A 20,009-nucleotide genomic window follows, 5' to 3' on the forward strand; every position below is an offset into this window, starting at 1 on the left:
CTTATTCAGTTAAATAATTAATAGTGGCACTTTGCGTATAATAAGCTACTTCTAACGTTATCATATTCGTTTGAAACTTCAATTGTAATTCTTGAATATCTAACACATCGTTAAAATCTATGGTTCCTGTTTCGTAACTTTTCACTAAAATTTGTGCTGCATTTTTAGCTTGCTCCAAATTTTTAAGTTGTGTTTGGTAACTTATTACAGATGCTTTTCTATCTGAAACTGCTCTGTATAATACAGCCTCTAACGTATTATATCGTTGTTCCTTTTGTGATAAAATTTCCTCTTGCTGTAACTTATTTTGCTTGCTTATAGACTTGTTCTTTTTATTAAAAATTGGAATAGACAATGACACCATTGGCATTACAATATCTTTTCCATTACCTACCACATTCATATCGGTACGCTTACCAACATTCACATAATCGAGTCCGAAACCAATCATTGGTTGTTTGTCTTTTTGGTTTAAGAATTCAGACTTTTCTACAGAAGTATACAACTTATCAAACTTTATCAGTTCTGGATGTAACTTTAAAGTACTTGGTTGTATTTTATCCACTTCTTTCGGAATTTGCAAACTATCAACCACCAAAATTGATGTATTCACCTCTTGATTCAATAATTTATTAAATGCTTTTTGCATTCCTACAAAGGTTTCTTGTAACACTTCTTTTTGTTGTCCTAACTCGTTTTGTCTTATTTGTAACCTTAACACATCTACTGCGGAAGCTTTTCCTACTTCAACAGAAGTCAATGCTAACTTTTCATAGGTTTCGAGTAACGCAATATTTTCGTCTAATACTTTTTGTTTTGCTTTAACTTCATAAATCTTGTAATACGACTGCGCTACTGATGTTGCTAGTTTACGTTTTACAACCACGATATCCTGATAAGCTGCATCAGCTAAAGAAGACACATAGTTTTCTCGTGCTGTTATAGTTCCGAAAAAAGGAATCATTTGCTTTACCGAAAGTTTAAATTGCTGCGGACCTGTACGCGTTTCTGGTGTACTTACAAAATACCCCGCTCCAAACTCAGTATTAGGCAATGTATGTACTTCTTCTTTTTTCTCAGAAATGCGTTTATACTTCGTATCAAACTGTTGTACTTCTGGGTTGTTTTCTAAAGCTATCTTTATATATTCTTGCAACTCCTGTCCTTCCATCTTAAGAAACAAGAAACAAGAAACAAGAAACAAGACTATCTTTTTATTTTCTATTTTAATACTCATCTCCTTTCGTTTTCCTTTTTAATAAAAATTCTTCTCTCCAACTGTACAATACAGGTACTATAAAATACGAAGTCACATCTATAATCATTCCTCCAAAAGCTGGAATAGCCATCGGAATCATAATATCACTTCCTCTTCCTGTTGAAGTTAATACTGGTAACAAGGCTAAAATAGTGGTGGCTGTTGTCATTAAGCATGCTCTAATACGTTTATTCCCTCCGTGTAATGCAGATGCTCGAATGGCTTCGATTGTTTGCGGTTTTTCTCTATTAAATGTTTGTGTTAAATACGTTGCCATTACCACACCATCATCGGTTGCAATTCCGAACAGTGCAATAAAACCTACCCAAACGGCTACACTTAAATTTATCGGATGCATTTGAAATAGTTCTCGTAAGTTTTCTCCAAATACACTAAAATTCAAGAACCAATCTTGCCCGTATAACCACATCATGATAAATCCTCCTGCAAAAGCTACTGTAATTCCTGTAAACACCATTAACGAGGTAGCTACAGAACGGAACTGAAAATACAGTATTAAAAAGATGATCATCAAAGCTAATGGTACTACTACTGATAATGTTTTTTCTGCCCTTAATTGATTTTCATAGGTCCCTGTAAACTGGTAAGAGATTCCTTTAGGAACAACTAGCTCTCCTAAATCTATTTTTTGTTGAATTGCTTTTTGAGCTGTTTCTACCACATTTACCTCAGCAAAACCATCTAACTTATCAAACAGTACATATCCAATTAAAAAAGTATCTTCACTCTTAATCATTTGTGGTCCTTGCTCATAACGAATCGTTGCTAATTCACTTAACGGAATTGGCGTTCCTTTTGCTACTGGCACATAAATACTTTCCAAATCAGTCGGATTGGAACGCAGTTCTCTTGGGTAACGAACTCGAATTCCGTAACGTTCTCTTCCTTCTACCGTTTGCGACAATTGCATCCCTCCTACCGCTACTTTCAATACATTTTGTACCGTTTGAATAGCAATTCCGTAGCGAGCTAATTTTTCTCTATCTATGTCAATTAACAAATAAGGTTTCCCTACAATTCTATCTGCAAAAACCGCCTCTTTTTTAACTCCTTTGACCTCTTTTAAAACTCCTTCAAGTTCTACTCCAAAGGCTTCAATTTGCTTTAAATTTTGTCCTTTTACTTTAATTCCCATCGGAGCTCGCATTCCTGTTTGCAACATGACCAATCGAGTTTCAATAGGTTGTAATTTAGGTGCCGATGTTACGCCTGGTAACTTGGTTACCTTTACGATTTCATTCCAAATATCATCAGGCGACTTAATATTTGGTCGCCAGTTACGATAAAACTCTCCATCTTCATCTTCTATTAATTCATTTGAAGAAACCTCATAAAAAGCAACTTCCGATGTCTTATCTGTTAAACTCGGATTTGCTACCGTCTTACCATTTTTCAACACAAACAACCTGTCTTCATTTACTCGATAACGTTGACGCTCTCCATCTGAATTTAATGCATATTCTGGCTTGTAGTTAATCACATTCTCATACATTGATAAAGGTGCAGGGTCTAACGCTGAATCTGTTCTTCCTGCTTTACCAACTACCGTAGCTATCTCTGGTATATTAGCAACCGCCATGTCTAACTGCTGTAATACTCGCTTATTTTCCTCTACTCCGGAATGAGGCATAGAAGTTGGCATCAACAAAAATGATCCTTCATTTAACGAAGGCATAAATTCCTTTCCTGTATTTTTAAAAATAAGGAACCCACAAGTTAACACGGTTAATGGAATGGTTAAAAACAGCAGTTTATTATTCAATGCCCATCGCAATATCTGATTGTAATATTGTTGAAGTAAACTGAAAAAACCCAACAATCCGAAACAAATCAGAGCTACAAATAAAAGGTTGGTTACAATACTTTTATCAACTCCTAAAGGTCTCCAATATTCTGCCAACAAACCTACAATCGCTACTGCAGATATAACAATATTGACTGTATTCACTGAAAATGAAAAGTGAAAAGTGAAAAGCGAAAAACGAACCTCCTTATTTCCTGAATAGTTACTCCAAAACTGTACAACTCCAAAAGCTACCAATACAATTCCTAACCAGTATCCGTAAAAAACAGCTGTAATACCTAATGCTATTAAAACTCCATTTATAAAATACTTAAAGTTTTTTGTCAACTCTTTTTTCTTAAATAAAACAGCTGCAAATGGTGGTATTAAAAATAAGGCCACTATAATAGCTGCTATTAAAGCAAACGTTTTGGTAAATGCTAGTGGACGGAATAATTTTCCTTCTGCACCAATCATAGTAAATACCGGAATAAAACTAATAATAGTTGTCATTACTGCAGTTACAATTGCTCCTGAAACTTCTGCTGTTGCATTGTAAACAATTTGGTTAATGGATAGAGATTCCTCGTCACTCATACCTCGTTCTGTCGGAATGTCACTATTCTCTTCTCTCTTTTCTTTTCTCTCTAAATGACTTATGATATTTTCAGAGAGTATGACTCCAACATCTACCATGGTTCCAATAGCAATAGCAATACCTGATAAAGCCACAATGTTTGCATCTACACCAAAGGCTTTCATTGCAATAAAAACCATCAACACTGCCACTGGTAATAATCCTGATATTAATACAGAAGCTCGTAAGTTAAAGACCATTACAACAATTACTAAAATGGTAATTAGTATTTCTAGCGTAAGAGCTTCGTTCAACGTATCTAACGTTTCATGAATCAACTCTGTACGATCATAAAACGGAACAATCGTTAATTGAGAAGTGCTACCATCTTTTAACTCTTTACTTGGTAAACCTGCACTTAACTCTTTAATCTTTGCTTTAACATTGGTAATTACTTCTAAAGGATTCGCTCCGTAACGAGCTACTACTACACCTCCTACTACCTCAGCCCCTTCTTTATCTAAAATTCCTCTACGAGGTGCTGCTCCTAACGATACTTTTGCGATATCTTTTACTCGTATTGAAGTATAATTTTTAGCAGTGACTACAGCGTTTTCAATATCTGCTATTGACTTTACATATCCTAAACCACGAACTAAATATTCAGCTTGATTTATTTCTATCGTTTGCGCTCCAATATCTTGATTACTTTGCTTTACTGCAGCTACAACTTGTTGTAAACTGATATTGTATTGACGCATCAATTCTGGCTTTACGTCTATTTGGTATTCTTGAACATATCCACCTATCGAACTTACTTCAGATACCCCATTGGCTGATGAAAGCGCATATTTCACATAATAATCTTGTACACTACGCAACTCGTTTAAATCCCAACCTCCAGTTACCTTTCCTTCTTCATCACGTCCTTCTAATGTATACCAAAAAATTTGCCCCAAACCTGTTGCATCAGGGCCTAAAGAAGGACTTACTCCTTCTGGTAATAAATTATTGGGTAATGAATTTAGTTTTTCAAGAATTCGAGAACGACTCCAATAAAAATCTACTCCTTCATCAAAAATCACATAAATGCTTGAAAGTCCAAACATAGAAGAACTACGGATGGTTTTTACCCCTGAAATTCCTAATAAAGATGTTGTTAAAGGGTAGGTTATTTGGTCTTCTATATCTTGTGGTGATTGTCCATCCCACTTTGTGAAAACAATTTGCTGATTTTCTCCAATATCTGGTATGGCATCAACCGCGACAGGGTTCTTTGGTAAAAAACCTGTATCTAAATTAAATGGTGCATTCACAGTTCCCCATCCTACAAATACGACGAGTAATATAACTGCTACCAGTTTGTTTTCTATTAAAAATTTAATGCTTTTATTTAGCATAAAAAATGATTTTAAACAATTAAACATTGATGTTAAAAAAACATCGAATACGACAAATCATCCCATTGAACTTTTCAAAAGGAGAATTAGTTATTGTTTAAAATCATATTAAATATACTTCATCAAGTAACTGAATATCCTTGATGACCAGTGGAGGTGTATAATCTTTAAAAGGAATTACTTTATCGTGAATTCCTTCAAACAAATTAATATAACTATAGTAAAATGATGCTATAAAAACTTGTTGGTCAAAAGATAATTGATCAAAAGATGTATGTTTTAAAGTATCTTGTCCTTCCACTACAGAAGCTATATCTTGACAACAATTTTTCTTGATCACTGAGCATTCTTTAGGTTTTGATTCTTGCTTCATATCCATTCCGCAAGATTCTGCCTTTACAAAATAGCTTGTATCTACTAACATATCACCACAAAAGTGACTGTTAACGGTAAATGACATTGTAGATAACAACACTACAAAAGTCATTACAATAGATGCTATTTTATGAAATGCTTTTTTCATTTTACTCCACAAAAGTACAAAAAATTAATTTTCAAAAACTTAAACAATCCTTAAAACCATTTTTTGTATTTAAAATACCCTAACATTACTACTACTGTAAACAGAATAACACCCCACATTGCAAAGTATCCATTACGATACCTAAGCTCTGGAATGTACTCAAAGTTTGTACCGTAAATACCCGCTATAAAAGTAATAGGAATGAATACCACCGAAAATATCGTCAGTATTTTCATTATATCATTCAAACGATTGTTTACATTAGTTGAATATACAGTAAGTTGTTCACTCAACATACTTTTGTAATTTTCAACTGAATCATAACTTCGTTGAACCAGATCGTTTAAATCGTTAAAAAATGGTTGTTCTTTTTTAGTTATTAATTCAGTTTTTAAAGCTCTAAAACTGTTTATTGCCTCACGAGCTGGCCGTATTGCTTTTCTAAAGTAATTAAGTTCTATTTTGTATTTATTAATTTCTTGTAATGTATTTTTATGAGGTTGCAGTAAAATTTTATCTTCTAAATCTTCAACTTTCTCACCAAAAGTTTCCATTAAAAAATTGTAATTATCTACAATCACATCCAACAAACAGTATTTTAAATATGTTGCATTATAATTTCGTACTCTTCCTTTTTTATGACGTAGCCTTTCTCTTACGGGCTCAAAAATGTCGCCTTGTTTTTCTTGAAAAGTGAGTAGCACATTTTTTAATAAGTACATCGATATTTGCTCTGCCTCTAATTGATGCTTTTCTTTGTTTAAAAACAACATTTTAATACTTGTAAAAATATAATGCTCTTCAATATCAACTCTAGGCCTCTGGTCTGTATTCACTATATCTTCAAGAACAAGTGTATGAATATCAAACAACTCTCCTACTTTTCCTATCAGCTCAACATCGTGTAAACCATCTATATTAATCCAAAGTCTTTTGTATTTACTTATATAATTTTCAAGTTCATTTATGGTTTCTAGCGCTACTTCTTCAAGTTCATTTTCATCATAACCTATGAGTCGTATTCTAGTATTTTCTTCTTTTTGATTTCCTACAAAAACTGGACTTCCAGGAATTACATTTTTAGTATTTTTTTGTTTGGTTATAAACCTTGTCATCTGTTTAGTTATACGAGATTAAATAATTTGTAAAGTCGGGCTAAAATTATAAGTTCTGATTTATTTTTTCCAGCATATGAAGTAGAAATTTCATGTGATGCAGCTAATAAGTCGTGCATTACCTTTTTTGTGAAGTCCTCTTTGTGTGTTAAATAGTATCTCTTAAAGTCTTCATAAGCTTCTTCAGAAGTGACTTTTTCTTTAATCAATTCTCTTAGGGTTTCATAAATTAGTTCGCTATCAGATTTATTTTCTGATGTAGCCCAATTTAATTCTACTCTTTTAACAATACGCTTTTTTTCCTCTATGGTTATATTTTTATCGGCCATAGAAACGGCGTAAAACAAATTCGCTATATTTTTATAGAATTCTTCAGTAAATTTCATAGTTATGCTATTTCTGGTAAGATCAAGATAGGAATTTTACTGTTGAATGCCGATTTTTTTATTATATTTTCTTCTAACAAACGGTTAAAGAAATTATACTTGTGGTTTATTAAAACCAACAGTTCGCTTTCTGTTTCTTCAATATGTTTTTCAACTGTTAATGTTTCAGAACCTTCCCAATCTATTTTTTTATATGCTGTATTTACCCCTTGTAGCAGTGCTCTTAATTTCACTTTATTCCTCTGCTGATTCTCAGACAAAAAATTCTCTTCAGACAAGCATACAACCTCTAATACACATTTTTTAACTGTAGTTAAGTTAAGTAAAAACTGTAACTCTTTGGTAGTAAACAATCTTCTATAGTTTGTTGAAAACACTATTTGATGTAATGGTTTATACTTGTAATTCATAGGAACTACAAGTATTGGGCACTTATTAACTACATTAATCATTTTCATGGTATTTGTACCAATAAATGTTTCTGCCAAACTTTTTGCCCCTTTGGTACCCGCAATAACAACATCTATGTTCTTTTCTTTAATAGTGTTTGTAACTGCTTTTGTTAGTGAGTTAGACGCTACAATATACTCGTAATTAAAACTCGTATCTTCTCTTCTTAAAACCTCCATTAAATACTTTAACTCCTCTTCAATTTCATTATCCATTTCATTAAACCATTTTTCGTTTTCTTCATCACTCAACAGCTCTGAAGGTTGACTTATATATACATCTAATAAGTAAATAGTTACCTCAACACCTTTAAACAATTGTTTGGTATAGTTTAAGGCATTAATCGCTGCTTCAGAAAAATTATACGGTATCAAAATATTCTCCATAACGGTATACAACTATGATTATCAATCAAATATAATTTTTTATTTTGAGATATTATTTACAAAACCAGAAGTATATTTGTACAAAAAGAACTAAACATGAAAAATCGTTTTTTAGAATTGTCTTTACACAACCCTTTCTTACAATTCTTGCTTTTAATAGCATCCTTATTTTTTTTCATTCATGTTACCAAAAAACTAACAAGGTCTTACATTGTAAAAAATGCTATTGAACCTCATCGAAGAAAATTAATTTTAAACCTCAGCTATTTTTTATACTATACTTTAGCCTTATTTATTTCATTAATTATTTTTGGTATTAACTTTAAAGAAGTAATTGTTTTTGCTTCATCAATACTTGCTGTTTTAGGAGTTGGTTTTTTTGCACAATGGTCTATTTTATCTAACTTAACGGCTAGTATAATCTTATTTTTCTACCATCCGATGCGCATAGGTGACACTATCAAAATTATAGATAAAGATTTCGACTTACAGGGAGTTGTTAAAAACATAACAGGCTTTTATGTTCTGTTGTATATGCCCGAAGAAAAAAGAGAAATAACTATCCCTAACACGACTATTTTATACAAAGGAATTGAACTGATAAAAAAGCGAAACAACCCCTAAAACACTGTGGGTTAATTTTTTAAAAAAAATAAAAAAAAGTTTGTTGTATTAAAAAATAGTTTACATTTACCGCATCTTATTACATAAGTCAAAATGTTATGTTTTACTTATTTCGGCAATAACTTCTATGGGAAGATAGTGAGTTATTTAGTGTTTGAGAAGCACAACCGAAAAATTAAGGTTTCTTCCAACTTTCAATACTCTCTACCACTGAATTTTTATAAGCAGTGCGGTGATTGTTTAGCTTTAAGAGTCTAACTATTCATTTTATTTTTATTTAACAACTTGTTGCACAACAACAATATTTGTTATCTCTTTTTGTTTAAAAAAGTTTGGGCACCTGCCTTTACTGTTTTTTGAATGATTTTCTGTACCCAACATACAGCTACAACTAAAATAATAATGAATACTAAATATAAAGACTTAATAGAACAAACGTTTGATTTTCCCCAAGGGGAATTTCATACTGAAAACAACAATTTATTTTTTCACAACATTGATATGATGGAGTTAGTGAAGCAATACGGAGCACCGTTAAAATTCACCTATCTACCTAAAATATCAGAAAACATAAACAAAGCTAAAAACTGGTTTCATAAAGCAATAGAGAAACATAATTACCAAGGTAATTACAACTATAGTTATTGTACTAAAAGCTCGCATTTTAAATATGTATTAAATGAAGCGTTAAAAAACAATATACATATTGAAACATCATCTGCTTTTGACATTGATATTGTAAAATCGCTTAAAAAAGAAGGAAAATTAAGTGATGATGCTTATGTTTTGTGCAATGGTTTTAAACGAGATCAATACATTGCTAATATTGTAAGTTTAATTGATGGAGGCCATACAAACTGCATACCAATAATAGATAATTACGAAGAACTAAACTTGTTGCTTGACGAAACCAGAAGTAGGTTTAAGGTAGGAATTCGCATTGCCTCTGAAGAAGAACCTAAATTTGAATTTTATACGAGCCGTTTAGGAATTGGTTATAAAAATATTGTATCTTTTTACGAACGTGAAATCGCTAATAATCCTCAAGTAGAGTTAAAGATGTTACACTTCTTTATCAATACAGGTATTAGAGACAATGCTTATTATTGGAACGAATTATTAAAATGTTTACGAGTATATACTAAATTAAAAAAGGTATGTCCTACCCTAAACAGTTTAAATATAGGAGGAGGTTTTCCTATTAAAAACTCACTGGCATTTGATTATGACTATGAGTATATGGTAGATGAAATTATCAATCAAATAAACCTTGCTTGTAAAGAAGCTGGTGTAGAGGTTCCTAATATTTTTACTGAATTTGGTAGTTTTACTGTAGGGGAATCTGGTGGAGCTGTGTATGAAGTATTATATCAAAAAAAACAGAATGACCGTGAAAAATGGAATATGATTAACTCATCTTTCATTACCACCTTACCTGATTCTTGGGCCATTAATAAGCGTTTCATCATGCTTCCTCTAAATAAATGGAATCATAGATACGAACGTGTTTTATTAGGAGGGTTAACGTGTGATAGTGACGATTACTACAACTCTGAACAACATGTAAATGGTATATACCTGCCTGTATACGAAAAAGAAAGTCCGCTGTACGTAGGCTTTTTCAATACAGGAGCATATCAAGAAACCATAGGTGGTTTTGGAGGGCTACAACACTGTTTAATCCCCACACCGAAACATATACTAATTGACAAAAACGAGAATGGTGATTTAACCACCAAATTATTTAAAGAACAACAAAAAAGCGAAGAACTATTATCTATCTTAGGATACTAGTAAAAAATATCAAAATGAAAAAAAGAAATTACGCAGGAATACCTGACCAATATGCAAGATTAGAGAATGCTAAAGTAGTACTTATCCCTGTTCCTTATGACGGAACTAGTACTTGGCAAAAAGGAGCTGACAAAGGTCCTGAAGCTTTTTTAGACGCTTCAGAAAACATGGAACTATACGACATAGAAACTGATAGCGAAGTATATAAAGAAGGTATTTATTTAGCGGATGCAGTTACAGAAAACGCTTCTCCTGAAACGATGGTAGAGGCAGTACATGCAACAACGAAAAAATTCATCAATAAAAATAAGTTTGTTACCCTTTTTGGTGGAGAACATTCAATTTCTATCGGTACTATCCGTGCTTTTAACGAATGTTTTAACAACCTAACAGTACTACACATTGATGCGCATGCTGATTTACGCAAGGAATATGAAGGCAGTTCATGCAATCATGCTTGCGCTGTATATGAAGCGAGTCAAACAACTAACTTAGTACAAGTAGGAATTCGCAGTATGGACATATCAGAAAAGTCTTCTATGAACATGGACAAGGTCTTTTTTGCACACGATATGGCGGTAAACGAATACTGGATGGATGAAGTTATTGACCAATTAACAGGTAATGTTTTTATTACTTTTGATTTAGATGCTATCGATCCCTCATTATTACCAAGTACAGGAACACCAGAACCAGGAGGGTTGTTTTACTATGAAACCTTAGAATTTTTAAAGAGAGTATTTATCGAAAGAAACGTAGTAGGTTTTGACATTGTAGAATTATGCCCTAACGAAAATGAGAAGTCTTCAGACTTTTTAGCGGCTAAATTATACTACAAAATGTTGAGCTATAAATTTTCTTCTACTATGGAAGATGAAGAAGATTACGACGACGACGAAAGCTCACCTTTTAACAAATTAGCAAAGTTTAAAAGCGACGACGACGATTATTAAAATGCACCTACAAACAGTAGCATATCATCTTGAAAAGCGAATAGCACTGAGTGCTATTCGCTCACAGTTTGAATCGTATGAATTGGTAAAAAGAGAGCACTCTTTTTTACTATACAAAATCTCAAACAACTCATACATTTATATAAAAGAATATGGAAGTGTTGTTTTTATGAACTGTACAGATGATTTAACTAATCAAATTGTTAGTTTTTTAATTCCAAAAAAAACGTTGGTTATCAACAGCCTCCCTTCAGAAAAATACAATATTACTTTTTCTGATACGATAGAAGTTGATTTCGGAACTATTCAAATTAAAGAATTAAACGATGATGTGGCGCATATCATTATGCTTAACCTAGCACAATCGGTAGCGTTGATGAATTATGTAAATAAAACATCTGATTTACATGACAAAACATTAGTATATTCGAAGCAGTTAGAAAAAACAGGAAGTTTTAACCTTTCTAAAATTCAAATGAGAAAGTTTATCGGAAAAACGATGAATTTAAAAAATAACATTGCCGAAAACCTGTTTGTTTTTGACTCACCAAATGTTGCTTGGAACAACAAAGATTTGTCTGATTTAGATTACAAGTTAAAAGATGAATTAGATATTGTAAAACGTCATCAAGGAATTGAAAATAGTTTAAACGTAATTAAAGAAAATTTAGATTTATTCAACGATATACTACAACATAAATATAGCAGCATGCTAGAGTGGATTATTATCATTCTAATCCTTTTTGAAGTGGTCCAAGTAATTGTTGAAAAATCAATTTAAAAAATATATAATGAACAAACCTATAACCAATTTTATAGAAAAATACTTCCTACACTTTAATGCTGCAGCGCTAGTAGATGCTGCTAAAGGGTATGAAGCTCAATTAGAGCAAGGCTCTAAAATGTTAGTATCGTTAGCTGGTGCGATGAGTACAGCTGAGTTAGGTAAAATTTTTGCTGAAATGATTCGTCAAGATAAAGTCGATATTATTTCTTGTACAGGGGCAAACCTTGAAGAGGACATTATGAATTTAGTAGCGCACTCACACTACAAAAGAGTTCCTAACTATCGTGATTTAACTCCACAAGATGAATGGGATTTATTATTAAAGGGATTGAATCGTGTTACAGATACTTGTATTCCAGAAGAAGAAGCTTTTAGACGCCTACAAAAACATATTTTCAAAATTTGGAAAGATGCAGAAGAAGCTGGTGAACGTTATTTCCCTCACGAATACATGTACAAATTATTACTCTCAGGTGTTTTAGAAGAGTATTACGAAATAGACTTGAAAGATTCTTGGATGTATGCTGCTGCTGAAAAGAACTTACCTATTGTTGTTCCTGGATGGGAAGACAGTACTATGGGAAATATTTTTGCTTCTTATGTAGTAAAAGGAGAACTAAAAGCTGCTACGATGAAATCAGGTATTGAATACATGACCTTTTTAGCAGACTGGTATACTGAAAACTCTGAAAATGGCATCGGATTTTTCCAAATTGGAGGAGGAATTGCGGGAGATTTCCCTATTTGTGTAGTGCCAATGTTATATCAAGATTTAGAGAGAGAAGACACTCCTTTCTGGAGTTATTTCTGTCAAATTTCAGATTCAACCACTAGCTATGGATCGTATTCAGGAGCTGTTCCTAATGAAAAAATTACTTGGGGTAAGTTAGATATTGACACGCCTAAGTTTATTATAGAAAGTGACGCAACTATTGTTGCTCCATTAATATTTGCTTATTTATTAAAAATGTAACCTTATGAAGAGAGTTATTGTAGACTATGCTAAGTTAACTACTAATATTTTAGATTTATTAGTTGAGAGGTATCCTGATGGATATGATCATTCGGACATTATTTCCTTTAAAAATAGTAAAGGAGAAACGGTAAAAGCTGTAGAAGTAAATACTGAAGACACTCTTTTTTTAGTAAAAATAAGTTCTCAGCTACAACAAACAATGGAGGATCATGAAACTGATGATGACGATAATGACGATGATACTTTTGATGAAATCGAAATAACTGACGATTTTGATAATGAGTAAGTAGTAAATTGTATTTAAACCATGGCTTATTATAACTCACAACAAACAGTTACATTAGTCGGCGTTTATCAAGGATACACAAACGGCTATTATGTTTTCGAATTAGAAAACGGAGATATTATTGATTTTGAACAAATCAACAAAAAGAATCTTGAGCATTTAGATTTAAAATCTTCTGCTTACAAAAACAAAAACTTCGAAATCACCTACAAAGAAATTTTTGACGATGTAGACGACGAAGATCTTGTGATTTTTAAGTTGGAAAATTTACAATTGCTTTAAAAAACAAATCCCATTCTGTACAGAATGGGATGTTACTTTTATAAGATGTTTAGTATTGATTTATACTGATCTAAATCTATTTCACCACTGAAAATTTTTGTGGTTTTAGAAATAATTTCCTCTGCCTTTTCTTGTGAAAAACCAAGTTGAATAGCATACCTCAAAATTAACTTTAACTCAGCTTCATCTATTTGATGGTCTGAGTAAATTATTTTAAATAAATCTAACAAACGCTCTAATCTATCGTCTGTTTTTGCCTGTGGCACTACTGGATACTTTTTAGAGTTTTCTACTATTTCTTGATATTCTGCTTCTGTTATATCTAACTTTCTAGCAAATCGATTCACTAATTTTTCTTCTTCTTCATTTAAATCGCCATCAATAATCGCAAGATTAACAATAGCACTAAAATGTGCTACGTTATTTCTATGCTTACTTGACTCGTATAAATCTACAATACTCATAATTATTCTACTTTTTTTATTGATTGTAGTACAGGAGTTTCAATTTCATCGTCTGACACCTTATAATCATACGTAATTTCAAATACCTGTCCTACAAATTTATCTTCTTTTAAGTTATAAATTTTTAATATTTTATCTGATATAGTTTCAAAGCTAATTACATCTTCATCTCCCTCTTCGTTTTCATACGAAAAAGTATACCCATACTCATCATAACCTTGAAAAGTTGCTACAGTTTTTATAGGATCTATAAGTTTGTTTTGTTGAGTAGTAAATGCCAAACCTACCCCAACAAATAATATAAAAACTGTTTTTATAATCGTATTCTTCATTCTCTTTAAAATTTTAATTATCTACCTTTTTTATCTTGGATATTAACCACAACAAGTCCAAGTTTCTTTTAGCAAAGGCTACTTTTAGCTATGCTCGTGGTATTTAAAGAAAATGATGTTACATAGGCTTTTATTTTGCTGTTTCAGCTACTATAAAGATACATTATTTTTTACTCTTTTTTACTTAGCATTAATTATTTTTTAGTTAAAAAATCGAATAAAAAAGACCTTAAACTTTCGCTTAAGGCCTTTTCGTCTAACCAAACTTAGTATAAAAACTAACTACTACTATTTTTAGCCTTTTAAAAAAACTTCTCTTTGTAAGCTTCAAGCAAAAAAAGAGAAGTTATGCATTTAAGAGGCAATATCTTTAATCGAATTTTGTGCTGTTCTTTTGCTTACATTAGTATGACACTATAATTTTAAATTGGTCACTTAAAAGCATAAAAAAAACTCAAATTTTATTTTTGAGTTTTTTAATACAAGTATTTTCTAAGTACTATTCTGTGTTCTGGTATGGATTTGTCGTAATTTTCCACCAATAATTCTAGTATTGTCGGTGGTTCTTTTCCTATACTCTTTTTTGAACTGTATTTTGATACATAAAGATTAAACTGAGAATCTTTCTTTTCAAAAATTAAAAAATGTTCGTTGTTTAGTTCTGAAAAACTTATATCGTTGTCTTGAAATGCTCCAGAACTGTCTTTAAAAAATTCTGAAAATTCGTAATACCTAAAAACGTTCTCCATTCTTACACTATCTCTGCTGATAAACCTAACTCTAATAATTTAGAGCACCTTGGTTCTAAGTCTTTATACTCACCTGTTTTAACCGAACACTTCCCCTTATAATGTACCAAAATAGTACATTGCTCTGCTTGTTCTAGCGTATGGTCACATACAGTTACAAGGCTATCAATTACAAAATCAAAGGTATTTACATCATCGTTGTGTAAAACAATTTCATGCTTTCTTGTTTCATTTAATAAAACATCTAGCTCTTCTTGAATTTTTTCTATCGTACTCATTTGTTTTATTTTTGATATTGCAAAGCTACCCAATTATTTCTTTGTATGGTATCTTTTAATGTTAAACTGTACTTAGACACCTCATTATCAATCACTGGAATATCTTCACTATAAAACCCACTTAATAATAAAACTCCATTTTCAGTCAAACAGTTCGCATACGTTTGCATATCGTTTAACAAAATATTTCGGTTAATATTTGCTATGATTACATCGTATTTTTTTCCTTTTAATAAGGATGCATCTCCTTCATAAACTGAAATATGTTGACATGAGTTTCTCTCTACATTTTCTAAAGAGTTTTCATAACACCAAGCATCGATATCAATAGCATCGATAGGTTGTGCTCCTTTCATCTCAGCAAAAATTGCTAAAATCCCTGTACCACACCCCATATCTAACACCTTTTTACTTGCCACATCTAAATTAAGTAAATGTTGTACCATCATATGAGTAGTTTCATGATGACCTGTACCAAAACTCATTTTTGGCTCAATAACAATATCGTACTTCAAGTTCGGGTTTTCATGAAATGGCGCTCGGATGCTAACCAAATCGTCTACTTGAATAGGATTAAAATTCTTTTCCCATTCTGCATTCCAATTGGTTTGTTCTATTTCTTTGTGCTCGTATTGAATTGAAAACTCTTCTGATTTCAATACAAACACATTGTCTAAAATAGCTTCGTTCCAATCATCTTTTTGAATATACGCTACAACTCCGTTTTCATTTTCTACAAAACTTTCAAACCCTAAAACACCAAGTTCTGCTATTAAGATTTCAGTTGCTGGATCTTTCGGCACTACTTCAAAAGTATATTCTATATAAATATTATCCATTAAATTGATTTAATTATTGCTGCAAAATCTTCAGCTTTTAACGCTGCTCCACCTATTAAACCTCCATCGACATCTGGCTTAGAAAAAATCTCTTTAGCATTTGCAGGTTTTACACTTCCTCCATATAAAATTGAAATGGTATCAGCTGTATCTTTCCCATATTCTTTCGCAAAAAGTTCTCTTACAAAAGCGTGCATTTCTTGTGCTTGCTCCGGTGAAGCTGTTTCCCCTGTTCCGATTGCCCAAACAGGCTCGTACGCTAAAATAATGTTTGCGAAGCTCCCCTTTTGAAGGTGGAACAATGCTTTTTTTAGTTGGTTTTCAACCACTTTAAAGTGATTCTCAGACTTTCTATCTTCTAGTAATTCTCCAAAACAAAAAACAACTTCTAATCCATTACCTAAAGCAGAATCTACCTTTTGTGCCAATAACGCATCTGTTTCGCCAAAATACTCTCTACGCTCAGAATGTCCTAAAATTACGATGTTTACACCAAGATTTATTAACATATCTGCAGAAACTTCTCCGGTAAATGCGCCATTCTTTGATTGGTGCATATTTTGCGCAGCTACTTCTATGATTGACTTTTGGGTCTTTTTTACTGCTGATTGTAAGTTTACAAAACTAGGAGCAATCATTACTCTGGTACCTTTTTCTATACCCGCTTTTACTTCTTTCTTTATTCCTTTGATTAGTTCTTTTGCTTCATCAAGGTTTTTATTCATCTTCCAGTTACCTGCAACTATTTTTTGTCTCACGTGTATTATTTTTTCTGGTTATTGATTTTGTGTTTGCAAAATTACATTATTTCTAGGCTTTGACGAATTAATTTATCGCTGGCTTTTGTAGCATCAAACACCATGATTTTCCCATTCTCATCAATTACTAAAAATCTTGGAATCCAATTTAAGTCTAAAAACTTACCAAACTTTCCTTCCCAACCCGATTGCATAAAGTAATGGTCTCCTTTTATTTTTAGACGCATAATGGCATTTTTCCAATCTCTCGTATTTCTATCTAAAGACAAAAAAACATAAGCTGCTTCTTTATATTCTTCCTGAATATGTTGCACTTCGGGAATACTTTTTAAACAATCTGGGCACCAAGAAGCCCAAACGTCTATTAATATCTTTTTCCCTTTGTGCTTTTTTAAAATTTTATTAAAAGGAGTTTCATTTCCTTCTGAAGAAATAAAAACATCCTCTAAAGCTTCTCTCGAAAACTTACCTGGGTTTTCTTTTGAGCAACTTAACATGCTTATTCCAATAAAAACTATGAGTACTATTCGCTTCATTCTACTGTGTCTTATTTTGAAGTTTATCTGATACTTTTGATGCTTTATATACCTTAATTTTTCCTTCTTCATCTATAATTAAAAACCTTGGAATTGTTTTTAAGTTTAAGAATTCACCAAGTTCCCCTTTTCCTTTTTTGGGAAGGTAATAATGTTGTCCTTTTACAAAAATGCTTTCTAAACCTCTTTTCCAATCATGGTATGAATGGTCTACTGATACAAAAACATACGTAAGTTCTGGGTTTTTCTTCTGAAACAGTAAAACATCTTCAAAGCTACGTTGACTATAAGGACAATAACTTGCAAAGATTTGTATGAAAATTTTCTTCCCTTTATGTTGTTTTAAGACTTCCTTAAATGAAGTTGACTTTCTTTCTAGAGTTAATAATTCTTCATTCAAAGATGTTTGAGTAAAATGTTTGGGCTGAAAAACAGCACAACTTGACAAAAAAACTATGGCAATTAATAGACCGAATTTTCTCATTTTATTGTAACCTTATTCTTGGATCTAACCAACTGTATAAAATATCTACTATTATATTAATAATTATAAACAATGTAGCCACGACTAAAACAGCTCCCATAATTACGGGCAAATCAAGCGTATTTAGCGAGTTTACTATTTCTTTTCCTAATCCGTTCCAGTTAAAAATATATTCCACAAAAACCGCTCCAGCCAACATGGAAGCAAACCATCCAGAAATTGCTGTTATTACTGGATTTAACGAGTTTTTTAAAGCATGCCTTTTAATTACTTGGTACAGTGTCAACCCTTTTGCCTTAGCTGTTCGAATATAATCTTGACTCAAGGTCTCTAACAATGAATTTCTCATCAACTGGATTACAACCGCTAAGGGGCGAATTCCCAATACTATTGCTGGTAACACCAAGTTCTTCCATTGAATGTGCATTCCTTCACCAAAATCATCCACTTCATACAAACTCCCTGTCATTTCTAAGTGAGTGTATGTATGCAATACAAACCCAAAAAACCAAGCAAACAATATAGCTGAGAAAAATGAGGGTACACTCATTCCTAAAGTACTAACTACTGCTATGAGTCTGTCAAAAAAGCGATCTTTAAATAAGGCCGAAAAGATGCCTAAAACAATCCCTAAAAGCAAAGCAATAGTTATGGCAACTACTGCCAAAATTGCTGTATTGGGTAAAGTTTCTTTAATCACTTCGGATACATTTTTCCCATTTTTTTGAAATGATTGGCGTAAATACGGAGTTTTTACAACCACCCCTGTATTTCCCATAGAAAATAAAAGATAAGCATCGTATTTATCTTCTGACAAAAAAGTATAATTTTCTTTATTCTTACTGTGAAAAGACAACGGAGAAACATCATTCAAATAATACAAATACTGAGTAAACACAGGTTTATCGAATCCGTATTTTTTTCGTATATTTTGTAATTGTTCTGTGTCTTCTCGCTGATCTAACATCATACGAGCAGGGTCACCTGGTAAGATATTAAACAGTAAAAATATTACAGTAACTACCCCTAACAGTGTTAAGAATCCGTAAAAAAATTTGTTAACGATATATTGAAACATATATAACAAAGATAACAGAAACTGCTAAATTTATGTACTTTTGCCTAACTTTTACAACAACACATGACAACACAACAACTTGTATCAGAAATTCAAAAAAAGAAATCGTTCTTATGTATTGGACTGGATGTTGATTTAGATAAAATCCCACCCCATTTACTTCAAGAAGAAGATCCTATTTTTGCTTTTAATAAAGCTATTATTAATGCTACTCACCATCTTTGTGTAGCATATAAGCCTAACACTGCTTTTTATGAAGCGTATGGTATTCAAGGATGGAAATCTCTTGAAAAAACGATTAATTACCTAAACGAAAAATATCCTGAAATTTTCACCATTGCAGACGCTAAACGTGGAGACATTGGTAATACCAGCACCATGTATGCAAAAGCTTTTTTTGAAGATTTAGCTTTTGACTCAGTAACAGTTGCTCCGTATATGGGGAAAGATTCTGTTGAACCTTTTTTAGCTTTTGAAGATAAGCATACCATTATGTTGGCTTTAACCTCTAATCAAGGTGCTTTTGATTTCCAGACGCTAAGCGTCAATAACAAAGAACTTTATAAAGAAGTTCTTGAGGTATCTAAATCTTGGAAAAACTCACAAAATTTAATGTATGTAGTTGGTGCTACTAAAGCTGAATATTTAGCGGATATCAGAAAAATTATTCCTGAGAGCTTTTTATTGGTTCCTGGAGTTGGTGCACAAGGAGGAAGCTTAGAAGAAGTTTGTAAGTACGGAATGACCAATAATACCGTGGGCTTATTAATTAATTCTTCACGTGGGATTATTTATGCTTCTAGAGGTAGTGATTTTGCAGAAGCTGCAGCTACAAAAGCTACAGAACTACAACAACAAATGAAAAATATTTTAAACTAAAAAAAGCCAAG

23 protein-coding genes are annotated in these 20,009 nt (G+C 32.2%); 8 read left to right on the forward strand and 15 right to left on the reverse strand.

The genetic code is table 11. The features are described from left to right. Nucleotide 1: 1 nt before the first annotated feature. The 6 genes from ACN0WY_RS01385 to ACN0WY_RS01410 form a co-directional block, all read right to left on the reverse strand. Complete coding sequence (locus ACN0WY_RS01385) at nucleotides 2-1,237, reverse strand: TolC family protein (RefSeq protein ID WP_417799313.1); 1,236 nt, start codon at nucleotides 1,235-1,237, stop codon at nucleotides 2-4. Continuing rightward, complete coding sequence (locus ACN0WY_RS01390) at nucleotides 1,227-5,039, reverse strand: efflux RND transporter permease subunit (protein ID WP_417799314.1); 3,813 nt, start codon at nucleotides 5,037-5,039, stop codon at nucleotides 1,227-1,229. The genes ACN0WY_RS01385 and ACN0WY_RS01390 overlap by 11 nt, the downstream gene beginning before the upstream one ends. A gap of 103 nt (nucleotides 5,040-5,142) precedes the next feature. Next, complete coding sequence (locus ACN0WY_RS01395) at nucleotides 5,143-5,562, reverse strand: HYC_CC_PP family protein (protein WP_330487387.1); 420 nt, start codon at nucleotides 5,560-5,562, stop codon at nucleotides 5,143-5,145. A 50-nt stretch (nucleotides 5,563-5,612) separates the two neighbouring features. Beyond that, nucleotides 5,613-6,677: a magnesium/cobalt transporter CorA gene (gene corA / locus ACN0WY_RS01400; RefSeq protein WP_417799315.1), complete on the reverse strand. Its 1,065-nt coding sequence runs from the start codon at nucleotides 6,675-6,677 to the stop codon at nucleotides 5,613-5,615. 8 nt (nucleotides 6,678-6,685) lie between these two features. Next, entirely contained in the window at nucleotides 6,686-7,063 is a 378-nt protein-coding gene (locus tag ACN0WY_RS01405; RefSeq protein WP_330487389.1) for a hypothetical protein, read from the reverse strand. Between the two features lie 2 nt (nucleotides 7,064-7,065). Then, nucleotides 7,066-7,899, reverse strand: a complete 834-nt coding sequence (locus ACN0WY_RS01410) for a universal stress protein (RefSeq protein WP_330487390.1) — start codon at nucleotides 7,897-7,899, stop codon at nucleotides 7,066-7,068. 96 nt (nucleotides 7,900-7,995) lie between these two features. Here ACN0WY_RS01410 and ACN0WY_RS01415 point away from each other — a divergent pair, with 96 nt between their 5' ends. The 7 genes from ACN0WY_RS01415 (at nucleotide 7,996) to ACN0WY_RS01445 (ending at nucleotide 13,601) form a co-directional block, all read left to right on the forward strand. Continuing rightward, the gene (locus tag ACN0WY_RS01415) at nucleotides 7,996-8,523 is read left to right on the forward strand and encodes a mechanosensitive ion channel domain-containing protein (RefSeq protein WP_330487391.1); all 528 of its coding nucleotides are present in this window, start codon (nucleotides 7,996-7,998) and stop codon (nucleotides 8,521-8,523) included. Between the two features lie 402 nt (nucleotides 8,524-8,925). After that, a complete protein-coding gene (locus ACN0WY_RS01420) occupies nucleotides 8,926-10,317 on the forward strand; it encodes an arginine decarboxylase (RefSeq protein WP_330487392.1) in 1,392 nt (463 codons plus the stop codon). A 14-nt stretch (nucleotides 10,318-10,331) separates the two neighbouring features. Beyond that, a complete protein-coding gene (speB, locus tag ACN0WY_RS01425) occupies nucleotides 10,332-11,270 on the forward strand; it encodes an agmatinase (RefSeq protein WP_330487393.1) in 939 nt (312 codons plus the stop codon). Nucleotide 11,271: 1 nt separating this feature from the next. Next, entirely contained in the window at nucleotides 11,272-12,051 is a 780-nt protein-coding gene (locus tag ACN0WY_RS01430; protein ID WP_330487394.1) for an RMD1 family protein, read from the forward strand. A 10-nt stretch (nucleotides 12,052-12,061) separates the two neighbouring features. Continuing rightward, entirely contained in the window at nucleotides 12,062-13,030 is a 969-nt protein-coding gene (locus ACN0WY_RS01435) for a deoxyhypusine synthase family protein (RefSeq protein WP_330487395.1), read from the forward strand. 4 nt (nucleotides 13,031-13,034) lie between these two features. Further along, nucleotides 13,035-13,319, forward strand: coding sequence for a hypothetical protein (locus ACN0WY_RS01440; protein WP_330487396.1), 285 nt, complete (start codon nucleotides 13,035-13,037; stop codon nucleotides 13,317-13,319). A 21-nt stretch (nucleotides 13,320-13,340) separates the two neighbouring features. Further along, nucleotides 13,341-13,601 (forward strand): hypothetical protein, encoded by a 261-nt coding sequence (locus ACN0WY_RS01445; RefSeq protein ID WP_330487397.1) that lies wholly within the window; start codon nucleotides 13,341-13,343, stop codon nucleotides 13,599-13,601. Between the two features lie 38 nt (nucleotides 13,602-13,639). Here ACN0WY_RS01445 and ACN0WY_RS01450 read toward each other — a convergent pair whose 3' ends face one another. The 9 genes from ACN0WY_RS01450 to ACN0WY_RS01490 form a co-directional block, all read right to left on the reverse strand. Beyond that, nucleotides 13,640-14,065, reverse strand: coding sequence for a TerB family tellurite resistance protein (locus tag ACN0WY_RS01450; RefSeq protein ID WP_330487398.1), 426 nt, complete (start codon nucleotides 14,063-14,065; stop codon nucleotides 13,640-13,642). A gap of 2 nt (nucleotides 14,066-14,067) precedes the next feature. Next, nucleotides 14,068-14,397 (reverse strand): hypothetical protein, encoded by a 330-nt coding sequence (locus tag ACN0WY_RS01455; protein ID WP_417799316.1) that lies wholly within the window; start codon nucleotides 14,395-14,397, stop codon nucleotides 14,068-14,070. Nucleotides 14,398-14,873: 476 nt separating this feature from the next. Then, a complete protein-coding gene (locus tag ACN0WY_RS01460; RefSeq protein ID WP_330487400.1) occupies nucleotides 14,874-15,146 on the reverse strand; it encodes a hypothetical protein in 273 nt (90 codons plus the stop codon). A 2-nt stretch (nucleotides 15,147-15,148) separates the two neighbouring features. Further along, nucleotides 15,149-15,424 (reverse strand): ATP-dependent Clp protease adaptor ClpS, encoded by a 276-nt coding sequence (locus ACN0WY_RS01465; RefSeq protein ID WP_121146033.1) that lies wholly within the window; start codon nucleotides 15,422-15,424, stop codon nucleotides 15,149-15,151. Between the two features lie 5 nt (nucleotides 15,425-15,429). Next, a complete protein-coding gene (gene prmA, locus ACN0WY_RS01470; protein ID WP_330487401.1) occupies nucleotides 15,430-16,263 on the reverse strand; it encodes a 50S ribosomal protein L11 methyltransferase in 834 nt (277 codons plus the stop codon). Beyond that, entirely contained in the window at nucleotides 16,263-17,021 is a 759-nt protein-coding gene (gene tpiA / locus ACN0WY_RS01475) for a triose-phosphate isomerase (RefSeq protein ID WP_417799317.1), read from the reverse strand. The genes prmA and tpiA overlap by 1 nt, the downstream gene beginning before the upstream one ends. A gap of 41 nt (nucleotides 17,022-17,062) precedes the next feature. Next, nucleotides 17,063-17,557: a TlpA family protein disulfide reductase gene (locus tag ACN0WY_RS01480; RefSeq protein WP_417799318.1), complete on the reverse strand. Its 495-nt coding sequence runs from the start codon at nucleotides 17,555-17,557 to the stop codon at nucleotides 17,063-17,065. 1 nt (nucleotide 17,558) lies between these two features. After that, nucleotides 17,559-18,041 carry a TlpA family protein disulfide reductase gene (locus ACN0WY_RS01485; RefSeq protein ID WP_330487404.1) on the reverse strand — a complete coding sequence of 161 codons (483 nt, stop codon included), beginning with the start codon at nucleotides 18,039-18,041 and terminating at the stop codon, nucleotides 17,559-17,561. A gap of 1 nt (nucleotide 18,042) precedes the next feature. Then, entirely contained in the window at nucleotides 18,043-19,119 is a 1,077-nt protein-coding gene (locus ACN0WY_RS01490; RefSeq protein WP_330487405.1) for an ABC transporter permease, read from the reverse strand. A gap of 63 nt (nucleotides 19,120-19,182) precedes the next feature. On the opposite strand from ACN0WY_RS01490, the gene pyrF reads away from it, so the two are divergent. Beyond that, nucleotides 19,183-19,998, forward strand: coding sequence for an orotidine-5'-phosphate decarboxylase (pyrF, locus tag ACN0WY_RS01495; RefSeq protein ID WP_330487406.1), 816 nt, complete (start codon nucleotides 19,183-19,185; stop codon nucleotides 19,996-19,998). Nucleotides 19,999-20,009 lie beyond the last annotated feature (11 nt).

The organism is Tenacibaculum sp., from assembly GCF_048269885.1.
In the GTDB taxonomy this organism is placed as follows: domain Bacteria; phylum Bacteroidota; class Bacteroidia; order Flavobacteriales; family Flavobacteriaceae; genus Polaribacter.

Bases quoted from the DNA above. Each gene is read 5' to 3' on its own strand.
- ACN0WY_RS01490 (WP_330487405.1), bottom strand. From the start codon at position 19,119: ATGTTTCAATATATCGTTAACAAATTTTTTTACGGATTCTTAACACTG.
- ACN0WY_RS01465 (WP_121146033.1), bottom strand. From the start codon at position 15,424: ATGAGTACGATAGAAAAAATTCAAGAAGAGCTAGATGTTTTATTAAAT.
- ACN0WY_RS01410 (WP_330487390.1), bottom strand. From the start codon at position 7,899: ATGGAGAATATTTTGATACCGTATAATTTTTCTGAAGCAGCGATTAAT.
- ACN0WY_RS01420 (WP_330487392.1), top strand. From the start codon at position 8,926: ATGAATACTAAATATAAAGACTTAATAGAACAAACGTTTGATTTTCCC.
- ACN0WY_RS01430 (WP_330487394.1), top strand. From the start codon at position 11,272: ATGCACCTACAAACAGTAGCATATCATCTTGAAAAGCGAATAGCACTG.
- ACN0WY_RS01440 (WP_330487396.1), top strand. From the start codon at position 13,035: ATGAAGAGAGTTATTGTAGACTATGCTAAGTTAACTACTAATATTTTA.
- ACN0WY_RS01450 (WP_330487398.1), bottom strand. From the start codon at position 14,065: ATGAGTATTGTAGATTTATACGAGTCAAGTAAGCATAGAAATAACGTA.
- ACN0WY_RS01485 (WP_330487404.1), bottom strand. From the start codon at position 18,041: ATGAGAAAATTCGGTCTATTAATTGCCATAGTTTTTTTGTCAAGTTGT.
- corA (WP_417799315.1), bottom strand. From the start codon at position 6,677: ATGACAAGGTTTATAACCAAACAAAAAAATACTAAAAATGTAATTCCT.
- ACN0WY_RS01390 (WP_417799314.1), bottom strand. From the start codon at position 5,039: ATGCTAAATAAAAGCATTAAATTTTTAATAGAAAACAAACTGGTAGCA.
- speB (WP_330487393.1), top strand. From the start codon at position 10,332: ATGAAAAAAAGAAATTACGCAGGAATACCTGACCAATATGCAAGATTA.
- ACN0WY_RS01435 (WP_330487395.1), top strand. From the start codon at position 12,062: ATGAACAAACCTATAACCAATTTTATAGAAAAATACTTCCTACACTTT.
- pyrF (WP_330487406.1), top strand. From the start codon at position 19,183: ATGACAACACAACAACTTGTATCAGAAATTCAAAAAAAGAAATCGTTC.
- prmA (WP_330487401.1), bottom strand. From the start codon at position 16,263: ATGGATAATATTTATATAGAATATACTTTTGAAGTAGTGCCGAAAGAT.
- ACN0WY_RS01415 (WP_330487391.1), top strand. From the start codon at position 7,996: ATGAAAAATCGTTTTTTAGAATTGTCTTTACACAACCCTTTCTTACAA.
- ACN0WY_RS01395 (WP_330487387.1), bottom strand. From the start codon at position 5,562: ATGAAAAAAGCATTTCATAAAATAGCATCTATTGTAATGACTTTTGTA.
- ACN0WY_RS01385 (WP_417799313.1), bottom strand. From the start codon at position 1,237: ATGAGTATTAAAATAGAAAATAAAAAGATAGTCTTGTTTCTTGTTTCT.
- ACN0WY_RS01405 (WP_330487389.1), bottom strand. From the start codon at position 7,063: ATGAAATTTACTGAAGAATTCTATAAAAATATAGCGAATTTGTTTTAC.
- ACN0WY_RS01460 (WP_330487400.1), bottom strand. From the start codon at position 15,146: ATGGAGAACGTTTTTAGGTATTACGAATTTTCAGAATTTTTTAAAGAC.
- ACN0WY_RS01455 (WP_417799316.1), bottom strand. From the start codon at position 14,397: ATGAAGAATACGATTATAAAAACAGTTTTTATATTATTTGTTGGGGTA.
- ACN0WY_RS01480 (WP_417799318.1), bottom strand. From the start codon at position 17,557: ATGAAGCGAATAGTACTCATAGTTTTTATTGGAATAAGCATGTTAAGT.
- ACN0WY_RS01445 (WP_330487397.1), top strand. From the start codon at position 13,341: ATGGCTTATTATAACTCACAACAAACAGTTACATTAGTCGGCGTTTAT.